Below are 20191 nucleotides of genomic sequence, written 5' to 3' on the forward strand. Positions count from 1 at the left end.
GTGATGACTGGCGGGGCGCACCCCCCCGGTGCGCCCCGCCAGTCCGTCGCACACCCGCTACGGGTGCACGACCAGGTTCCCGCCGTCGACCGCGGTGGTCGGATCCGCGGTCAGCGGGGCACCGGGCTGGGTGTCGTACACGACGGTCCCGGTCGCGACCTCCCACACCTTCACCCGGATCCGGTCCGGGCCGCCGACCACGGCGCCGTCGACCACGCTGACCAGGAAGGCGTAGCCGCTGCGCCCGCCGAGCGTTCCGGTGCCCCGGTACTGCGCCCGGCCCGGCCCGACGGTCAGCCACTCGTAGCTGGTGCTGTGCAGGTCCAGCCCGGCGTCCCGCACCGACAGCTGCGTCTCCCCGCTGGGCGTGGTGGCGTCCTTCTCGTACCGGGCGACGAAGCCGAGGGATGCCTTCTGGTCGCCCACGGTCAGGCGGACACCGCCGGTGACGAAGCCGCCGTCCGGGTCGTACACGACGACGTACGCCTCGGCGTCCCCCACGTCGACCGTGCTCCCGCTGCCGCCGTCGTCGTCGGTCACGGTCAGTTGCAGCGGATACACCCCCGGCTCCGTGAACCGCCGGGTGGCCGTAACCGTGCCGGACCCGTCCCGCTCGTCGACCGCGCCCGGCACCGCCACGCCGTCCACCAGCCACCGCGCCGTGTGGGTGTCCTTCCGGCCGGCGTCGGTGAAGGAGCCGGCCAGTCGCACCTCCGTGCCCACGGGCACGACCAGGCCCGAGGTGGGCGCGTCGATGCGTACCCGCGGTGCGGCGTTGAGCACGACGACCCGGACGGTGCCGCTGTCCGTGCCCCCGCGGCCGTCGTCCGCCCGGAGCGTGACGGTGTGCTCGCCGTCCTCGGCGTAGGTGTGGTCGAGGACGAACCGGCCGTCCCGCACCTGGACCGGCCCCGGCTCCGTACCGTCGCCGTAGTCCACGGTGACGGTGACGGCGTCGCCGTCCGGGTCGGTGACCGAACCCGGCATCGACAGCGGCTCGCCCTCGGCCGGCGTGGCGGCCGGCGGCATCCACTCCAGGTGGGGCGCCTCGTTACGGGCCCGGACGGTCACGGTGAAGCTCGCCGCGCCGACCCCGCCGTCGTCGTCACGGGCGGTCACGGTCACGGTGTACGTGCCGGCCGTGGCGTAGCCGTGGGAGAGCGCGAAGGTACGGTCCGCGCCGAGCGGCAGCGGCTGCGCACCGGTGCCGTCGCCGTAGTCCACCGTCGCGGTCACGGCGTCCACCGCGCTCGGGTCGGTGACCGAGCCGTTCCGGGTCAGCGTGCCGCCCGGTTCCAGGGTCGCGTCCGGCCCGACCGAGACCGTCGGCGCGACGTTCGCCACGGTGAACGGCGCCGGGGCGAAGCCCACCTCGCCCTTGCTGTCCGTCACGATCACGGCCGCCGTGTCCGAGAAGTTGTCGCTGTACGTCCAGGTCGCCGTCACCGTCCCGCTGCCGTCCCGCTCGCCCACCTTCGCGGGGATCGGTCCGGGCATCGGCTGGCGGGGCCAGACCACCTGGGCGGTGTGGGTGTCGGCGGTGTCCGCGTCGGTGAACGGCACCGTGAGGACGACCTCGGAGCCCTCTGGCACGGTCACCGGGGCGGGACTCGTCACGACGGGCCGGGCGTTCGCGGCGATCCCGTTGCCGTCGACCGCCACGGTCAGCGTGGTCACCTCGGTGGTTATCTTCACGGTGCCGGTCCGCGTCCCCAGGGCGGTTGGCGTGAACGTCACCTGCACCAGGCACGACGCCTCGGGCGCCAGGACGGCGGGGCAGCTGGTCGACGCGGCGAAGTCGCCGGTCGCGGACACCCCGGTCACCGGCAGCGGCACGCTGAGCCGGTTGGTCAGCGTGACGGTGGACGGGTAGCTGGTGGAGCCCACCCACTGGTCCCAGAACTTCAGCGCGGTCCTGTCGAGCAGCTGGACCACGGTCGTCGTCGCGGTCGCGGAGTCGTTGTCGCGGGTCAGGTCCGGCACCGGTCGGGACCAGGCCTGAGCCGTCGCGGTCAGCGTGGCGCCGGGCCCGGCCGTGACCGTTCCCCGCACCGTGAGCCGCACCGACTCGCCGCCGGCCAGCTCGGACAGGACCACGGAACGCAGGGTGGTGTCGGCCTCGCAGGCCTCCCCGGTGCTCACGGTGCAACCGGTGACGGTGACCCCGTCGGGCAGGAGCGTCTCCAGGTGCACGGCCGTGGCGGTGTCGGGCCCGGCGTTGGTCACCGTGGTCGTCCAGGTGACCGGGGCGCCCGGGGCGGTGGTGGGCGCCGAGACGGCCTGCTCGACGTCGAGGTCGGCGGTCGCCGTGACCGGCGTCAGCAGCAGGGGCCGAGCCACCCGCAGCACCGTCTTCGGGTCACCGGGCTTGCGGGTGGTCACCGATCCGTTCACCAGGATCTGTCCGCGCTCGTTGACGTCGACGGCCGAGGTCAGGCCCACGCAGGGCGAGCTGTAGACCTCCTCTCCCTCGCCCTGGCAGCCGCCGCCGGCCAGGCTGGCCAGCTCGTACTTGACGCCGTCCTGCCAGAGCACGGCCCGGCCGGTCGAGTCCCACGACAGCGTCTGCCCCGTGCCGACCACCAGGCCGGACTCGTTCACCGCGTACGCGACGCCGCGCCCGAGGTCGGTGGTCTTCCCGTCCCGGGAGACGAAGGCGTTCTTCTGGTCGTAGGTCCCCAGGGTGCAGACCTCCCCGACCACGGTGCCGTTGTCGGCGATGTCGTGCGCCCGGCTGCCGTCGGCCGCGCAGGCGGTCGGGACGGCGACGGGGCTGACCTCGCCGTCGGCCCAGACCGCCGCCCGCCAGCCGTTCGGCACGTACTCGTGCCCGACCACCGCCCCCGAGGCGTTGATGCCGGCCCGGGTCGGTGCGGTGTCGAACGCGATGTCCTGGGTGGCGACCGTCCGCTCGCCCGAGGCGTTCCAGCGGACCGCCCACCACCGGTAGTCCCAGTCGGGGTCCTGCTCCATCGAGTATCCGACGATCTCGCCGTCGTCGTTGATGCCGTACGCGCTGGCGAAGCCGCCGCCGACCGCGTCGGGCATGGCGGGCAGCGCGGTCATCCGGCCGTCCGCCCAGCGGAAGGCGTGCCAGCCGTCCTTGTGGTCGCTGCCGCGGTTGACCTCCTCGCTGGTGCCGACCACGACGCCGTCGTTGTTGATGTCGCCGGCGAAGCTGACGCACTGCCCGTCCGCGCCGCTGCTGGTGGTGCAGGGCAGGGTGCCGAGGTTGCGCATCGTCCCGTCCTCCCAGAGGAAGGCGCGGGCGGTCTTGCTGCCGTCCCGGCGGACCACGATCGTCCGGCCGACGACCTGGCCCCTGTCGTTGAGCGCGAGGCCCTCGACCGAGTCCTGCGGATCCGGGGAGAGGCTGCCCAGGTCGGTGATGGCGTAGGTCAGGAAGCGGGCGACCACCGTGTGGTCCCGGTCCATCTTCAGCTTCAGGTCCCGGGTCGTGCCAGCGGGCTTGCCGTCCACGGTCCAGCCCTGGAGCAGGAAGCCGGGCTTCGGCGCGGCGTGCAGGGTCACCTCCGTGCCGGCCGGGTACTCGTCCTGCTGCGGCTCGACGGTCACCTGACCGCCGGGCCCGGCCTCCACCGACAGGGTGTACGAGCCCGTGTCGACCGGCTCCACCTCGACGGCGGTGCGGCCCACCCGGGTGCCCCGGTCGGACTTCGCCGTCACGACGACCGAGTGCGGGCCGGCGCCCAGCACGAGCGTGCCGGCGTACACGCCGTCGCCGGCGGCGCCGTCGTCGTGGCCGCCGTCGTCGTGCAGGGTCAGCTCGGCACGGTCGCCCCGCTCACCGAGCACCACCGCCTCGACGTCGGCCCCCGGCACGGCCTTGCCGTCGTGGTCGAGCCGGGCGGACACCCGCACGGTGCCGTCCGGGGCGACCTGCGCCGCCGTCGCCTCGACGGTGAGCGGGTTGCCCGCGATCCAGGCGCTCAGCGGCACCCGCGCCTCGCCGGTGCCCGTGTTCGTCAGCCGGAGCGTCCAGCGACCGGCCGCGGGGTCGTCGACGACGAGCCCGCGGAAGGGCTGGTCGGCGTCGGCCGCGGCCGGGGAGCTGCCGCGCTCGGCGCCGGAGGGGTCGAGCAGGGTGACGCCGACCGACGGCGGCGCCATGGCGACCACGCCGGCCTGCTCGCCGGTGGGCACGTCGAGCGGTACGTCGACCGTCGCGCCGGCCGGGACGGCCGGAACCGCGGCGCCGATCCCCTGCGGGGCCACGATCGGGGCCCGCTCCTCCCCGGGTACGAGGTTGGTGCGGTCCGGGGTGTCGTTCTGCCGGGGGTCGCGGGCCAGGCGGGGCAGGACGTACGAGGTGAAGTCGGCGAGTTCCTCGGTCATCGAGGTGTGGAAGCTGTCGGACTCCGGCACGTCCTCGTAGACGTACCGGGCGCTGTCCCGGGTGACGACGCCGTCGCCCACCCCGTGGAAGTAGCACGGCACCACGTGCCCCACTCCGACCATGTTGGAGAAGGTCACCCCGCGCCGGTCGGTGATGTTCGGGTTGAACGAGGTCGCGACGTAGGCGGTGCTGAGCTGCTGGGTGGCGGGCATCAGCGGGGCTTCCTCACCGGCGATCGCCGCGGTGTCCAGGGCCAGGTCCGCGCAGGGCGAGCCCATGTTGGGGGTACCCATCATGATCAGCCGGTTGACCACCGGGCGGGAGTCCTTCGACTCCGGCATCAGCTCCTGCACGTACCAGCGGGAGATCAGACCGCCCATCGAGTGGGCGACGACGTCGACGTGCCAGGCGTCGGTCCGTGCCCGGACGCCGTCGATGTACGCCGCCTCCTGCCGCGCGTTCTCCGAGATCGTGTTCGTACGCTCGAACGGCGCGTCCAGCGAGCCGGTCCTGAGCACCCCCACCTCCTGGCCGTCGCCGACCGCCCAGCCGTGCAGCAGCGGGTGCGCCGATTCGAGGAACGGCTGGTACTTGCCCCAGGACGACGCGGCGTTGCTCTTGTAGCCGTGGACCAGGATCACCGGCCGCGGCTTCACCAGCAGCGGGATCTCCCTGGCGTCGCGGACCCTGTCCGACACGCGCAGCCGGACGATCAGGCGTCGCGGGTCGGGGTGGGCGCTGCCGTCGCGGTTCCACGCCAGGCCCACGGTGTCCCAGCGGAACTGGCGGGTCAGGCTCTCCCCCGGGTCGAGGACGTCGAGCCGCTTGCCGTTCTCCACCACCTCGCCGGTCTCGGCGTCGACGAGCTCGACCGTGGTGATGCTGGCCAGCTCACTGCGGTTGGTGAACCGTACGGTCACCCGGACCGTGTTGCCGTCGGTGGTGCCGTTGCGGGTGGCGTCCACCCACGTGCCACTCGGGTACTCCTGGTGCTCGACGCGGACGCTGTCGAGCACCGGCCCCTCGCCGAGGGTCATGACGAACGCGTGCCGGGCCCAGTCGCCGTTGCGGCGGCCGTAGCCGCTGATCTGCCCGGCGTCGTTGATGCCGGTGGCTGCCACCAGTTCCCAGTCGCTGCCCTCGGGCAGCAGGGTGTTGAGGTCGGTGACCCCGCCGTCCTGGAACAGCGCCGCGTGGTCGTACGTGAGGTTCTGCATCCGCATCGCGCCGACGCCGGCACCGGCCTCGTTGAGCGCGTTGACCTCCCCGCCGTAGCTGGTGCGGTAGAGGGCCGGAATGCCGTTGGCCTGCCAGATGACCGGCTGGTGGCCGCCGCTGCCGGGCTCGCCGCCCCAGCCGGCGACCTGACCGGCGTCGTTGACGTCGAAGGCCTGCGAGCGCCCGCCGAGCGGGGAGGCCAGGGCGTCGTCGGCGGAGATCGGCTTGCCGGGCCTGGTACGGAAGGCGCGGGGCGACAGCACGTCCGGCGCCGGGTCGGTGTCGGAGACACCCACGACCACGCCCTCGTCGTTGACCCCGTCGGCGTGGGTCTGCCCGCCGCCGAGGCTGCCCAGGCGCAGCACCTCGCCCTGCGGGTCCCGGACCCAGTCGCCGCCGGCGACGAAGCCGGTGTCGCTGATCGCCTCCGCGCTCAGCAGGTCGAGCTTGGTGACGGCGCCGTCGCGGTAGAGGAACGAGCCGGCGCTCTCGCCGGAGCCGGTCCAGAAGCCCACCGCGTCGCCGGCGTCGTTCACGTCCCGGGTGGTGCTGCCACCGGCGCCGGGAATGAGGGGGTGCAGGTCGACGGGGGGCTTCCCGGCCTGGAGCAGCAGGGCGCTGGTGTGCGAGTCGACCCCCTCGATCCACCGGCCGGCGGCGACGAGCCCGGCGTCGTTCAGCTCTCCGACGGCCGTGCTGACGTCGTTGAGCCGCCCCATGACGCCGAGGTCGACGATGGTGACGGTGGGGGTGGAGGCGGCGGCCGTCGCTTGTGGCGGCGCCGTCACCGCCCCGAGCAGGGGCACCGCCACCACGCCGGCAAGTAGCGCGGCGAGGCGTCGGCGGGCGGACAGGGTGAAGGACATGCGGGTCTCCGGGCATGGTGAGGCAACATGGGGACCCTGTCAGCCGGCGCTTGCGGGGCGCTTGCGCGACGCTTGCCGGAGCCATGCGGCGCGGTCGAGCGGGCCGTAAAGCCTGGTCACGCGGCGCGGTCGGCCCGGGCGTGGGCCCGGTCACACCGCGCGTCGCCGGCCGGGCGGAGCCTGGTCACACCGCGCGTCGCCGGCCGGGCGGAGCCTGGTCACACCGCGCGTCGCCGGCCGGGCGGAGCCTGGTCACACCGCGCGTCGCCGCGTCCTCGACCGGGCCGGGAACCCGGCCACGCCGCGCCCTCAGGCAGGCCGGTCCACCGAGTACAGCGGACGGGGCCCGCGCAGCCGGGCCACGAAGAGTGCCGCGCCCTGCTGCTGACCGATTTCCAGCCCGCGCCGCACCGCCGCCGACGCCGCCTCGGGCTCACCCAGTCGTTCGAGCGTCCGGGCGCGCAGCCGGTACAGCTCGACCAGGAAGAACTCCTCGCCGTTGCGGTCCGACGCCGCGATGCCCCGGTCGATCGCGGCCAGCGCCTGCTCGGGGCAGCCGGCGAGCAGTTCCAACTCACCGAGTACGCCGAGCAGCAGATGACCGAACATCGCCCCGGCCCCGGCGAACACCTCGACCGCGGTCCGCACCTCGTCGATCCCCGCCGGGTCGCCACCGCGTACGCGCCCCCAGCCGAGCGGGCCCAGGGAGAACGCTTCGAGCTGGGCGAAGCCCCGCTCGCGGCAGATCGCGAGGCCCTCGGCCGCGGCGTCGAACGCGCCCGCCGCGTCGTCGAGCCACAGCCGCCGCCACGACTCCAGCACCTGCAGGTACGCCTTCGTGTACGGATCGCCCAGCTCCTCGCCGCGGCGGCGCGCCGCCGCGGCCGTCCGCGTTGACTCGTCGGGCAGGCCGAGCATCGCCAGCACGATGGAGAGCCAGCCCCGGCTGGTGGCCGCCGGGTGCTGGAGGAAGATGTCCAGCCGGATGGCCGCGGCGTGCCGGTCGGCGAGCGGCACGCACGCCTCCAACTCCGCCCGTGCCTCGGCGAGCCGGCCCTGATGCCAGCGGACCTGCCCCCTGGCGTGCAGCGCCGCGATGCGCAGCATGGCGTCGTCGCGTTCGGCGGCGGCCAGGTCCAGCTCCACCACGGCCCGGTCGGCGTCCCCGATCCGCCCGCTGACCAGCGCGGTTCCCCAGATCCCCCAGAGTGCCGAGAGCAGGTCGTCGACCGAGCCGGCGGCACGCGAGAGCGCGAGCGCGAGGCGGCGCTGCTCGGCGACGGCCGGCGCGTCGTAGCCCAGGGAGAGGGTGAGCAGGGAACCGAGGGCCGTGCGGGCCTGCAACTCCAGCTCCCGGCCCGGTTGGCCGGGCACCAGGACGATCCGGTCCAGCGCGGCCCGCAGGTGGCGCTCCGCCTCGTCGAAGGCCCAGCGGCCGCGGGCGTGTTCGGCGGCCAGCAGCGTGTACCCGACGCACCGCTGCGGGTCGCTGCCGCTGGCGGCCAGGTGGTGGGCGAGCACGGCCGCGTGCTCCGGCAGGCTGTCCGGGTACCGCGCCTCGATCGCGTCGGCGGCCCGGTCGTGCAGCCGGGCGCGGCGGGCCCGGGGCACCTCGGCGAGCAGCGTCTCCTGGACCAGCGCGTGCGCGAACCGGAACCGCGGCACCGCCGCCTGCTCCTCGCCGAGCAGACCCGAGCGCAGGGCCCGGTCCACGGCGGCGTCGATGGTCGGCGCGGGCACCCCGGCGACCGCCTCCAGCAGCGGCAGGTCGAAGACCCGCCCGGCCACCGCGGCGGCCTCCAGCACCGCCCGGTCCGCCGGCTCGACCCGGCGCAACCGCCGGGCCACCGCCTCCCGGACCCCCGCCGGCACGACGCCGCCGTCGAGAACCGCGTCCGGGCCGCCGAGACGGACCACCTGGGTGATGAAGAAGGGGTTGCCGTCCGTACGCGCCGCCACCGCGCTCGCCACCTCCGGCGACACCGGCCTGCCGGTCGCCTCGGTGATGTACGTGCGTACGTCGTCGACGCCGAGGCCGTGGAGGGTGACCCGGTGGGCGCCGATCCGGGCGAGACCCGCGAGCAGGTGCCCACTCGGGTCCTCGGTGACGTCGTTGGGCAGCCGTACCGTGGCCACGACGGCGACGGGCGCGTCGCGCAGGTGCGCGGCGACGAGTTCGAGCAGGTGCAACGACTCCTGGTCGGCCCAGTGCAGATCCTCGAGCACGACGAGCAGCGGCCGGCGGCGGGCCGCGGCGGCGAGCAGCGCCACCACGGCGTCGACGAGCTGGGCGCGGGCCTGGGCCGGGCTGGTCGTGTCGAGGCTCGCGCCGTGTCCGCCCGGGTCCGGAAGCAGGAGCGCCGCCGGGGCGGCACGACCGGACAGCAGTTCCCGCCCGTCCGGGCCGTCCTCGACGATCTCGCGCAGCGCCTGCGTCCACGGCCACAGGTCCGGCGCGCCCTCGTGTTCCCAGCAGCGGCCCCACACCACGAGGGCGCCGGCCGCGCTGGCGCGTGCCGCGGCCTCCTCGGCCAACCGGGTCTTGCCGATGCCCGCCTCGCCGGTCAGCGTCACCACGGTGGGGACGCCGGCCCGGGCGGCGGCGAGCGCGGCGTCGAGGCGGGCCAGTTCCTCGTCGCGCCCCACCACCGGCGGCCTGGCCGGCGCCGGGGCGGCCAGCCGGGCCGGCGCGGCGGGTCGCGGGGCGGGGACCGGGGCGGCCAGCCCGGCCGGCGCGGCGGGTCGCGGGGCGGGGACCGGGGCCGCGGTCACGGCGGCGACCGGCAGGTCGAGCGCCGGGTCCTGGCGGAGCACCCGTTCGTAGAGCTGCTGCAGTTCCCGGCCTGGGTCGACACCGAGTTCCTCGGCGAGCAGCGTGCGACCCTCGACGTACACCGCGAGCGCGTCGGCCTGCCGGCCGCTGCGATAGAGCGCGAGCATGAGCGCGCCGCGCAGCCGCTCCCGCAGGGGCGCCCCGGCCACGGCGGCGAGCAGTTCGTCGGCGAGCTGCGCGTGTCGGCCGAGGGCGAGGTCGAGTTCGGCCGCCAACTCCCGGGCGGACCAGCGCCCCTCGTCCAGGCGCACCGCCTCCGCGCGTACGGCGGGCACGGAGATGTCCGCGTAGGCCGGACCACGCCACAGGGTGAGGCCCTCGGCGAGGACCTGTCGGGCGTCGGCGGGGCGGCCGGCGTCGCGCAGCTCGTGGGCGGCGCGTACGGCCCGTTCGAAGCCGGTCACGTCGACAGCGGTCTCGGGTACGGCCAGCAGGTACCCGGACGGCCGGGTGGCGAGGATCTCGGCGGCCGGTACGCCGGCCCCGTCGAGCAGCCGGCGCAGCCGGGAGACGTACGCCTGCAGGCTGCCCCGGGCGCTCGCCACCGGCTTGTCGGCCCACAGCCGGTCGACGAGGGTCGAGGCGGGCACCACCCGGTTGGCGTCGAGCAGCAGGGCGGCGACCAGCGTACGCAGCTGGGCGGCGCCGAGGTCGAGCGGTGCGTTCCCGACGCGCACCTCGACGGGTCCGAGCACGCGGAACTCGATCGCACCGATCCGCTGCCCAGCCACCCCGTCCACTTCGCTCCTCCCGCCGGTCGCGCGCAAACCGGCACGCCGGAGGCATGCTGCCACGGTGGGCCGCCCGAGCGACTCGACCATTCGGGCCGGCTGACGGGTGATCCGGGTTGTCACCCGCAGCAGGTCGGTCAGCAGGACAAGTAGGACGTACGAGATCGGACGCCGCCCTGGCTGTCGATGTCGGCGACATGGCGGCATCCGAGCGCTCGGACACCCCCATGTCGCCGACATGGGTGGATCACCCGCACCCCACGACGGACGGGCCGGGACCCCCCGTGGGTCCCGGCCCGTCGGCGTACCGGCTGTCAGGCGGGTGATCCGCCCCGCCGCGCTTCCTCCTGCCGGCGCCGCGCGTCGATCCGCCCCTTGTCGACGCCGTGGTCGGCCTGGCCGGCGAACAGGCCGTTCTTGATCTTCTCGGCGAACCGACTGTCGCTCATCTTGTCGTTGAACCGTCGTTCGGTGATCTCGTCGAACTTCTCCCGGACCGACTCGGCGACCCGGTTGAGTCGTTCCTCCGCCTGCTGCGCCACCTTCTCGCCCGGTTTCGACATGGCTCTCCCTCGCCCGCGCGGTCGATCCACCCCGGTGTGACGGACCCGTGTCACGCGTACGGGACCCTGATCCCGAGGTTAACGAAACCGGCCCGGCCCGCGCCGGGATTCCGGGAAAGCGGGTCGGGCCGGTGTGCGGTCCGGACTGGCGGGACGGTCAGCGGTCGCGTTCGCCGCCGGCGCGTCGGGGACGCCAGACCACCAGGGCGGTGGAGGTGCGGTTGGTGGGCACCAGGTCGCGGCCGGGGAACCGGGCCAGCGACTCCAGCTCGGCCACCCGCCGGTACGCGGCGTCGAGTTCCGCCTCCAGTCGGGCGATGCGCTGCTGCGCCTCCTCCAGCAGGCGCTCCAGGCCGATGATGCGCTTGACCCCGGCCAGGTTGATGCCGTCGTCCTGGCTGAGCCGCTGCACCTCGCGCAGCAGCACCACGTCCCGGACGCTGTAGCGTCGCCCGCCGCCGGCGGCCCGCCCCGGCTGCACCAGCCCGAGCCGGTCGTACTGGCGCAGCGTCTGGGGGTGCATCCCCGCCATCCGCGCCGCGACCGAGATCATCAGCACCTTGGCCTCGTAGGCAGGGTCATCCGAGCCGATGAACTCCGGCGACATCCCCGCTCACCTCCGCACGCACTCCAGCGAACTCAACTGATCCGACGCACCCGCGCGTCGAGATGTTCCCGGCCCGCCGGGGGCGTCTGCTCGGCGAACGCCTCCAGCGCCGCCCGCGCCTCGTCGGACACCCGCGCCGGGACCACCACGTCGAGGGTGACCAGCAGGTCGCCCGCCCGGCCGTCCCGGCGCACCACGCCTTTGCCCCGGGCCCGCAGCACCCGCCCGCTCGGCGTGCCCGGCGGCACCCGCAGGGTGACCGCGCCGTCGAGGGTGGGCACCCGCAGGTCCGTGCCGAGCACGGCCTCCGGGAAGGTGATCGGCACGGTCAGCGTCAGGTCGTCCCCGGTACGCCCGAACAGCTCGTCCGGGCGGACCTTCACCTGCACGAACAGGTCGCCGGCCGGTCCGCCGCGCTCGCCCGGCTCGCCGCGACCGGCCAGTCGGATCCGCTGGCCGTCGGCCACCCCGGCGGGAAAGCGGACGTTCAGCGTGCGGGTCTTGGTGACCCCGCCGGTGCCCTGGCACTCCGGGCACTTCTCCACGACGATCGTGCCGACGCCCTGGCAGTTGCGGCACGGCTCGGAGAAGCTGAACGCCCCCTGGTTGCGGGTCGTCGTCCCGGTGCCGTGGCAGGCGGGGCAGGTCGCGGGCTGGGTGCCCGGCTTCGCCCCGTTGCCGTGGCAGGTGTCGCAGACGCCGGGAGCGCGCAGGGTCAGCGGCAGCGTCACGCCGCGTACGGCGTCGCCGAAGTCGAGCGCCACCTCGGTCTCGACGTCCCGGCCCCGGGCCGGGCCGCGCGGGCGGGCCGGGCCACCGCCCCCGCCGCCCGAGAACATCGAGCTGAACAGGTCCTGGAAGCCGCCACCACCGCCGAAGCGGCCGCCGCCGGCCGCGCCGCCGAACAGGTCGGAGACGTCGAACGGCTGCCCGCCGGGCCCGCCCGCGCCCCGGGCGTTGCGCCGGAAGGCGCCGGAGCCGAACAGGGAGCGCATCTCGTCGTACTCGCGGCGCTTGGTCTCGTCGCCGAGCACCGCGTACGCCTCGGAGACGGCCTTGAACCGCTCCTCGGCCTTCGGGTCGCCGGGGTTGTGGTCCGGGTGGGACTCCCGGGCCAGCTTCCGGTACGACTTCTTGATCTCGTCCGAGGAGGCGGACTTCTGCACGCCCAGCGTGGCGTAGTAGTCCTTCTCGACCCAGTCCTTGGCACTCACCGGTCCACCCCCTTCCACGGGACGTACCCCGGTCGTCCCGCCCGCCCGGTGCGGGCGGGCGGGACGTCGCGGGTCGGCACTTACTCCGGGTCGGCGACCGCGACCATGGCGGGTCGCAGCAGCCGCTCGCCGAGCTGGTAGCCCCGGCGCATGACCTGCACGCAGGTCGGTTCGGTCACGTCGGCGGAGGTCTGGTGGGCCACCGCCTCGTGGCGCGTCGGGTCGAACGGGTCGCCCTGCTCGCCGAACGCCGTCAGGCCGAACTTGCCGAGTGCCGTGGTGAGCTGCTCGGCCACCGTGCCGAACGGTCCTACCAGGTCGCCGTGCTCGCGGGCCCGGTCCAGGTCGTCCAGGATCGGCAGCAGCGCGGCCAGCACCGAGCCGGTGGCCTGCTCCTGGACCAGGCTGCGGTCCCGGTCCACCCGCTTGCGGTAGTTGGCGTACTCCGCCGACACCCGCTGCAGGTCCCGGGTCCGCTCGTCGAGCTCGGCCCGCAGCGCCTCCAGCTCGGCGCCGAGCGGACCGGGGGCGGCCGGGGCGGCCTCGCCCTCGACGGGCTCCGCCGGGGCGTCGACCACGGGCGGCCCCTCCACCGTCGACTCGACCTTGATCTCGTCGACCACCACCTCGGCCTCCTCCACCAGGCCCTCCGCCGGGGTGTCCGCCCCGGCGTCGGTGGCGGCGGGGGCCTCCTTGATCTTGCGATTGTCGCGGATGACGACCCGCGGCTCGTCGCCGCCGGCCTGCCCGGCGGCCGCGGAGCCACCCGGCGCCGACCGGGTCGAGCCCGGGTCGGCGGCTCGTGGCTTCTCCGTCATGCGGTCACCTCATCCCTTCCGCGGGTGGGAACGCGTCCGAGGCGGATCGTCACTTCTTGTCCTCGTCCACGATCTCCGCGTCGACCACGTCGTCGGCGCCGGCCTGCGCGCCGCCAGCCGCCCCGGTGCCCGCGCCAGCCGCGCCCGGCTGCTGGCCCTGCTCGGCCTGCTGGGACGCGTACAGCAGCGAGCCGGCCTGCTGGGAGACCTGCGCCAGCTTCTCGTGGGCCGCCTTGATCTTCTCGATGTCCTGGCCGCCGAGCGCGGAGCGCAGCTCGCCGAGGGCCTCGTTGAGCTGGTCACGGTTCTCGCCGGGCAGCTTGTCGCCGCTCTCGGCGAGGAACTTCTCGGTCTGCCACTGGAGCGCCTCGGCCAGGTTGCGGGTCTCGGCCTCCTCGCGGCGGCGCTTGTCCTCCTCCGCGTGCTCCTCGGCGTCCCGGCGCATCCGCTCGATGTCGTCCTTCGGCAGCGAGGAGCCGCCGGTGATGGTCATCTTCTGCTCCTTGCCGGTGCCCATGTCCTTGGCGTGCACGTTCACGATGCCGTTGGCGTCGATGTCGAACGTGACCTCGATCTGCGGCACGCCGCGCGGGGCCGGGGGCAGGCCGGTCAGCTCGAAGGTGCCGAGCTTCTTGTTGTAGGCCGCGATCTCCCGCTCGCCCTGGAACACCTGGATCAGCACCGACGGCTGGTTGTCGTCCGCCGTGGTGAAGATCTCGGAGCGCTTGGTCGGGATGGTGGTGTTGCGCTCGATGAGCTTGGTGAAGATGCCGCCCTTGGTCTCGATGCCCAGGCTCAGCGGGGTCACGTCGAGCAGCAGGACGTCCTTGACCTCGCCCTTGAGCACGCCGGCCTGGAGGGCGGCGCCGACGGCGACGACCTCGTCCGGGTTGACGCCCTTGTTGGGCTCCTTGCCGGTGAGCTGCTTGACCAGGTCGGTCACGGCCGGCATCCGGGTCGAGCCGCCGACCAGGATGACGTGGTCGACGTCGGAGACCTTGATCCCGGCGTCCTTGACGGCCTGCTCGAACGGGCCCTTGCAGCGGTCCAGCAGGTCCTGCGTCATCCGCTGGAACTCGGCGCGGCTCAGGGTCACGTCGAGGTGCAGCGGACCGGCGGCGCCGGCGGTGATGTACGGCAGGTTGATGTTGGTGGTGGTGGCCGCCGACAGCTCGATCTTGGCCTTCTCGGCCGCCTCGCGGAGCCGCTGGAGGGCCATCTTGTCCTGACCCAGGTCGATGCCGTGCTCGCCCCGGAAGGTCTTCACCAGGTGGTCGATGATCCGCTGGTCCCAGTCGTCGCCGCCGAGGTGGTTGTCACCGCTGGTCGACTTGACCTCGATGACGCCCTCGGCCAGCTCCAGCAGCGACACGTCGAAGGTGCCGCCGCCGAGGTCGAAGACCAGGACGGTCTGCTCCTTGGAGCCCTTGTCCAGCCCGTACGCCAGGGCGGCCGCGGTCGGCTCGTTCACGATCCGCAGCACGTTGAAGCCGGCGATCTCGCCGGCCTCCTTGGTGGCCTGGCGCTGGCCGTCGTTGAAGTAGGCGGGGACGGTGATCACCGCGTCGGTGATCTGCTCGCCCAGGTACGCCTCGGCGTCCCGCTTCAGCTTCATCAGCGTGCGCGCCGAGATCTCCTGCGGGGTGTACTTCTTGCCGTCGATGTCGACGGTCCAGTTGGTGCCGATCTCCCGCTTGACCGACCGGATGGTCCGGTCCGGGTTCGTCACCGCCTGGCGCTTGGCGACCTCACCGACGAGCACCTCGCCGTTGCGGGCGAACGCGACGATCGACGGGGTCGTCCGCGAGCCCTCGGCGTTCGCGATGACGGTGGGCTCACCGCCCTCGAGAACGCTGACGCAGGAGTTCGTCGTGCCGAGGTCGATACCGACCGCACGTGCCATGTTCGCTTCCTCGCTTCTTACGTTGGCGCAGGTGGCGGGGCCACCCCTGCACACACTCGCCACAAGTTGAGTGAACCGGACTCAATAGTGCCACGCCTGCGGCAATCGTCAAGTCGGGTTGAGCGGACCAGACGCAACTTCGCCTACGGCAGGTCCGGTTGTCTTCCCTTGCGTCGGTCGGGCACGCTTTAGCGGTGACGACGCACGGTGATCCCGCCACCCGCACCGGTGCGCCCGCCGTCGCCGCCCGTACCGGCCCTGGGGACGCCGGAGAGGGCTCCTCCGTCCCCTCCGGAGACGGCCTGCCCACCGCGCTCGCCGGCCTGCGGGCCGCGACCGGCGCGGCCCGCTTCCCGCTCGCCCTGCCCTCGGCCGAGCCGGCCCGGCAGGCCGGCGCGGCCCTCACCGCGCAGCTCGACGACTACCTGCTGCCCCGGCTGGCCCGGCTCGACGCGCCGCTGCTGGTGGTGGTCGGGGGCTCCACCGGGGCCGGCAAGTCGACGCTGGTCAACAGCCTGGTCCAGGCCCGGGTCAGCGCGGCCGGGGTGCTCCGGCCGACCACCCGCTCCCCGGTGCTGGTGTGCAGCCCGGCGGACACCGCCTGGTTCCGCCAGGGCGAGCTGCTGCCCGGCCTCACCCGCACCAACGAGCCCAGCGAGGATCCCGGCACCCTGCAGTTGGTCACCGCCCCGGCGCTGCCCCCCGGCCTGGCGTTCCTCGACGCCCCCGACATCGACTCGGTGGTCGACGCAAACCGGGCGCTGGCCGGCCAGCTGCTCGCCGCCGCCGACCTCTGGCTCTTCGTCACCACCGCCGCCCGGTACGCCGACGCCGTCCCCTGGGAGCTGCTGCACACCGCCCGCGCCCGCGGCGTGGTGATCGCCATGGTGCTCGACCGGGTGCCCGCCGAGGCGACCGACGAGGTGGCCGCCCACCTGGCGGAGATGCTCACCGCCCAGGGCCTCGGCGCGGCCCCGCTGTTCGTCCTGCCCGAGACGTGGGTGGACGGGCAGGGGCTGCTCCCGGAGAAGGTCACCGCACCGCTGAGCGCCTGGTTCGCCGGGCTGGCCGCCGACGCCGAGGCCCGGGCCGCCGTCGTCCGGCAGACCCTCGACGGAGCGCTGGCCGCCCTGCACCCCGCCGTCGCCGGGCTGGCCGAGGCCGCCGACGAGCAGGAGGCCGCCGCGGAGGCCCTCGACGAGCGGGTCCGGGCCGCGTACCGGGGGGCCGAGCGGACCGTCGAGCAGGGGCTCTCGGACGGCCGGCTGCTGCGCGGCGAGGTGCTCGCCCGGTGGCAGGAGTTCGTCGGCACCGGGGAGTTCTTCCGCACCCTGGAGGCGCGGATCGGCCGGCTGCGGGACAGGCTGGTGGCGGCGGTGACCGGCCGGCCCGCGCCCGCCGCCGAGCTGCGCACCGCCATCGAGTCCCAACTCGTCACGCTGCTGCGCGGCGTCGCCGCCGAGGCGGCCGAGAACGCGTACACGGGGTGGCGGGCCCATCCGGCCGGGGCGGCGCTGCTCGACCCGGCGCTCGCCCACCCGGCCGACGACTTCCCCGAGCGCGCCGAGCGGCTGGTCCGTGACTGGCAGCGCGGGGTGCTGGAGCTGGTCCGGGCCGAGGGCGGCGACCGCCGGTTCGTGGCCCGGACGGCCGCGTACGCGGTGAACGCCACCGGGCTGGCCGTGATGATCGCCGTGTTCGCCTCGACCGCGTTCATCCCGACCGGGCTGGAGGTGGCCACCGGGGCCGGCACGACGGTCGCCGCGCAGGCGGTGCTCCAGGCGATCTTCGGCGACCAGGCCGTGCGTACGCTGGCCGGCAAGGCCCGGGGCGACCTGCTGGAGCGGGTCCGGGACCTGCTGCACGCCGAGGCCGCCCGCTTCCTCGCGCGGACGGAGGAGGCCCGCCCCGCGGCGGACACCGGCGAGAGGCTGCGGACGGCGGCCGACCTGGTCGAGGCGGCCCGGCAGCGCAGCAGCCTGGCGGGGGCCGACGCGGCACCGCTGCCCCCACCGCCGGCCGGGGAGGGCGGTGCCCCATGACCGGCATCGTCGGCCGGATGCGCGAGGCGTTCCGGGGCGACCAGCGGGTCGACGCGGACGCGCTCGTCGCCCGCCTGGAGGCGGTCCGCCGGTTCCTCGGCGCGGTGGACGGCCAACTGCCGGACACCCGGCTGGTGCCGGCGCACACCCTGGTCGAGCGGGCCGGCACCCGGCTCGCGCTCTCCCGCGACCACACCGTCGTGGCCCTCGCCGGCGCCACCGGCAGCGGCAAGTCGAGCCTGTTCAACGCGCTCGCCCGGCTGGAGCTGTCCCCGGTCGGGGTGCGCCGTCCCACCACCGGCGTGGCGCACGCCTGCGTCTGGGGCCCGCTCGACGGGGCCAACCAACTGCTCGACTGGATCGGCGTGCTGCCCCGGCACCGGTTCGTCCGGGAGAGCGTGCTGGACGGCGACGACGAGCGCGACCTGCACGGGCTGGTCCTGCTCGACCTGCCCGACTTCGACTCGGTGCAGTGGTCGCACCGGCTGGAGGTGGACCGGCTGCTCGGCCTGGTCGACCTCGTGGTCTGGGTGGTCGACCCGCAGAAGTACGCCGACCGGGTGATCCACACCAGCTACCTGCGCGAGTTCCACCGGCACCGGGACGTGACGCTGGTCGTGCTCAACCAGGCCGACCGGCTGCCCCCGGCCGAGCTGCCCCGGGTCCTGGCCGACCTGCGCCGGCTGCTCGACGCCGACGGGCTGGAGCGGGTACCGCTGCTGGCCACCGCGGCCGTCGACCCGTCCGGGATCGTCGAGCTGCGCGGGGCGTTGGAGCGTACGGTCGCCGAGCGGCAGGCCGCGCTGCGCCGCCTCGCGGGGGACGTGGACGACGTCGTCGCCGGTCTGGACGAGTTGGTCGCCGCCGAGGCGTCCGCCGCCGGGCCGGGCACGGAGACGGTTGCCGGTCTGAACCGGGCGCTGGCCGGGGCGGCCGGCGTGCCGGCGGTGGCGGACGCGGTCGAGGCGGCGTACCGGCACCGGGCCGCCGGGGCAACGGGCTGGCCGCTGGTGCGGGGCCTGCGGCGGCTGCGCCCCGACCCGCTGCGCCGGCTGCACCTGCCCGGCCCGGCCGCCGACGCCGAGCCGGGCGAGCCGGCGGAGAGCCTGGTGGCCGCCACCTCCGTACCCGATCCGACCGCCGCGCAGCGCGCCGCGCTCGGGCTGGCCGTCCGGGCGCTGGCCGACCGGGCCGGCGCCGGCCTGCCGGCGCCGTGGGCGGGCGCGGTGAGCTCCGCCGCACGATCCCGGATGGGCGACCTGCCGGACGCGCTGGACCGCGCGGTGGCCGGCACCGACCTGGGGATGGACCGGCGCCCCGCCTGGTGGCGCGTCGTCGGCGGGCTGCAGTGGCTGCTCACCGTCGCGGCCGTCGCCGGCCTCGGCTGGCTCGCGCTCGGCTACGCGCTGCGCGCGCTGGGCCTGCCGCCCCTGGAGCCCCCACGCGTCGGCGTGGTCCCGCTACCCACCGTGCTACTGCTCGGCGGCCTGCTCGCCGGGCTGCTGGTGGCGACGCTGGCCCGGCCGGTGGTGCGGTGGGCGGCCCGCCGGGCCCGGCGCCGGGCCGAACGGCGGCTGGTCGCCGCGGTGGGCGCGGTCGGCCGGGAGTACGTGGTCGCGCCGGCCGAGGACGTGCTGGCCCGCTACGGACGGGCGAGGCAGGCGCTGCACGACGCCGCGGGGTGAGGAAGAACGCCGCCGGTGGAAAAGGGCTCCCCTTTTCACGATCCGCCACGGCGTGCCGGGCGCGGCGCGTTCGCCTTCGCTGTTCGGGGCCCCTCCGCGGGCGTAGGGTCGATGCATGGCCACGCCTCAGACCCCCTACGACGCGGTGCTGCACGCCGCACGCGACGTGACCAGGCTCGACACCGCCCTCGACGCCGAGATGCTCGGCGCGGCACTGCTCGGCAGCGTCTACGCGGTCGCCGAAACCGACCGCGAGACGGCGGTCCGGGAGTTCGTCGCCGGCTTCCTGGCCGCCACCTCCCGCCGCCGCAGCGGCGCCGCACGGACCATCCGCTCGGTCTTCGCGTCCCTCGTGCCGGGCGCGGAGGGGGCGGCCCGGGTACGCCCCGGCACGCTCGCCCCGGCCTGGGCCGAGCAGCTCGGCCGGGTGCACCTCACCGGCACCTGGTCGTACGGCGACGTGTACGGCGACCAGACGTCCTACCTGGCCACCTTCGCGTACGACGACGCGGCCGGCGGCCCGGAGCACGCGGTGGTGGCCCTGGTGGACCACAACATCGGCATCGCCAAGGACGTCTTCGTCGGCGGCCCGGCGGAGCGGATCGTCGAGCAGGTCCGCGAGCTGGTCGGGACCGGCGAGCTGACCTGGTTCCGGGAGGAGGATCCGGCCCGGATGCGCGCCGAGGTCGAGCGGCACCTGGCCGTCACCGACGCCCTGGGCGAACTGCCCGCCGAGGGGTCGCTCGCCACGGACCGGGCCCTGGCCGGCGCCCGGCTGGCGCTGCTGCCCCCACCCGCCGCCGACTCCGTCCGGGACGCCCTGCCGCTCTCCGCCGACGAACGGACGGAGCTGGTACGCGACTTCCTCGCCTCGCCCGAGGCGGCCCGGTTCGCCCTGGACCCGTCCGACGACGCCGGCCTGGCCTCGCTGCACTTCTGCCTCAGCCTGCTGCTCGACCACGCGGCGAGCTTCCCGGACGCCGACCCGCTGCGCTGGAGTCCCACCGTGGCGGAGCTGTTCCTGCTGGACTGGGTGCACCGGCGGGCCGTGCTGGACATGGACGACGCCGCCATGCTCCCCCGGGTGCTGCGCGGCTGGGCGGCGTACGCGGCCCGGCGCAAGGGGCTACCGGCGACGGCGGCGGCCCGGACCGACACGGCGATCGAGGAGATGATCCCGGAGTTCGCGCGGCTCTACTCGACCGGCGAGCGGCGCAGCCCGGCCACGGCGGCGGTCGCCCAGCTCATGGCCGACGGGGTGGACCCGGACGACCCGGCCGCCCTGGACGCCTGGATCGAGGCGAACCGCCACCGACTCGCCGACGACGGCGCCTGACCGGCAGCCGACGCGAGG

General features: G+C 75.0%; 10 protein-coding genes. 3 read left to right on the forward strand and 7 right to left on the reverse strand.

Annotated features, from left to right (window positions below; genetic code table 11):
* Positions 1 to 57: 57 nt before the first annotated feature.
* The 7 genes from ABGB16_RS02540 to dnaK all read right to left on the reverse strand — a co-directional run bounded on the left by ABGB16_RS02540 (position 58) and on the right by dnaK (position 15110).
* A complete protein-coding gene (locus ABGB16_RS02540) occupies positions 58 to 6441 on the reverse strand; it encodes a PKD domain-containing protein (protein WP_347666313.1) in 6384 nt (2127 codons plus the stop codon).
* A 309-nt stretch (positions 6442 to 6750) separates the two neighbouring features.
* A complete protein-coding gene (locus ABGB16_RS02545) occupies positions 6751 to 10014 on the reverse strand; it encodes a BTAD domain-containing putative transcriptional regulator (RefSeq protein WP_347666314.1) in 3264 nt (1087 codons plus the stop codon).
* Positions 10015 to 10319: 305 nt separating this feature from the next.
* Positions 10320 to 10568 (reverse strand): hypothetical protein, encoded by a 249-nt coding sequence (locus tag ABGB16_RS02550; RefSeq protein WP_347666315.1) that lies wholly within the window; start codon positions 10566 to 10568, stop codon positions 10320 to 10322.
* 157 nt (positions 10569 to 10725) lie between these two features.
* Positions 10726 to 11175 carry a helix-turn-helix transcriptional regulator gene (locus ABGB16_RS02555; protein ID WP_347666316.1) on the reverse strand — a complete coding sequence of 150 codons (450 nt, stop codon included), beginning with the start codon at positions 11173 to 11175 and terminating at the stop codon, positions 10726 to 10728.
* 32 nt (positions 11176 to 11207) lie between these two features.
* Positions 11208 to 12389, reverse strand: a complete 1182-nt coding sequence (dnaJ, locus tag ABGB16_RS02560) for a molecular chaperone DnaJ (protein ID WP_347666317.1) — start codon at positions 12387 to 12389, stop codon at positions 11208 to 11210.
* An 80-nt stretch (positions 12390 to 12469) separates the two neighbouring features.
* Entirely contained in the window at positions 12470 to 13207 is a 738-nt protein-coding gene (gene grpE / locus ABGB16_RS02565) for a nucleotide exchange factor GrpE (RefSeq protein WP_347666318.1), read from the reverse strand.
* Positions 13208 to 13256: 49 nt separating this feature from the next.
* Positions 13257 to 15110: a molecular chaperone DnaK gene (dnaK, locus tag ABGB16_RS02570; RefSeq protein WP_347666319.1), complete on the reverse strand. Its 1854-nt coding sequence runs from the start codon at positions 15108 to 15110 to the stop codon at positions 13257 to 13259.
* 194 nt (positions 15111 to 15304) lie between these two features.
* On the opposite strand from dnaK, the gene ABGB16_RS02575 reads away from it, so the two are divergent.
* From ABGB16_RS02575 to ABGB16_RS02585, 3 genes are all read left to right on the forward strand, one after another.
* Positions 15305 to 17152: a GTPase domain-containing protein gene (locus tag ABGB16_RS02575; protein ID WP_347666320.1), complete on the forward strand. Its 1848-nt coding sequence runs from the start codon at positions 15305 to 15307 to the stop codon at positions 17150 to 17152.
* On the forward strand, positions 17149 to 18837 hold the full coding sequence (locus tag ABGB16_RS02580) for a GTPase (protein ID WP_347666321.1): 1689 nt from the start codon (positions 17149 to 17151) through the stop codon (positions 18835 to 18837). The genes ABGB16_RS02575 and ABGB16_RS02580 overlap by 4 nt, the downstream gene beginning before the upstream one ends.
* A 115-nt stretch (positions 18838 to 18952) precedes the next feature.
* Positions 18953 to 20173 carry a hypothetical protein gene (locus tag ABGB16_RS02585; protein ID WP_347666322.1) on the forward strand — a complete coding sequence of 407 codons (1221 nt, stop codon included), beginning with the start codon at positions 18953 to 18955 and terminating at the stop codon, positions 20171 to 20173.
* Positions 20174 to 20191 lie beyond the last annotated feature (18 nt).

Source organism: Micromonospora sp. B11E3, assembly GCF_039871625.1.
GTDB lineage: Bacteria > Actinomycetota > Actinomycetes > Mycobacteriales > Micromonosporaceae > Micromonospora.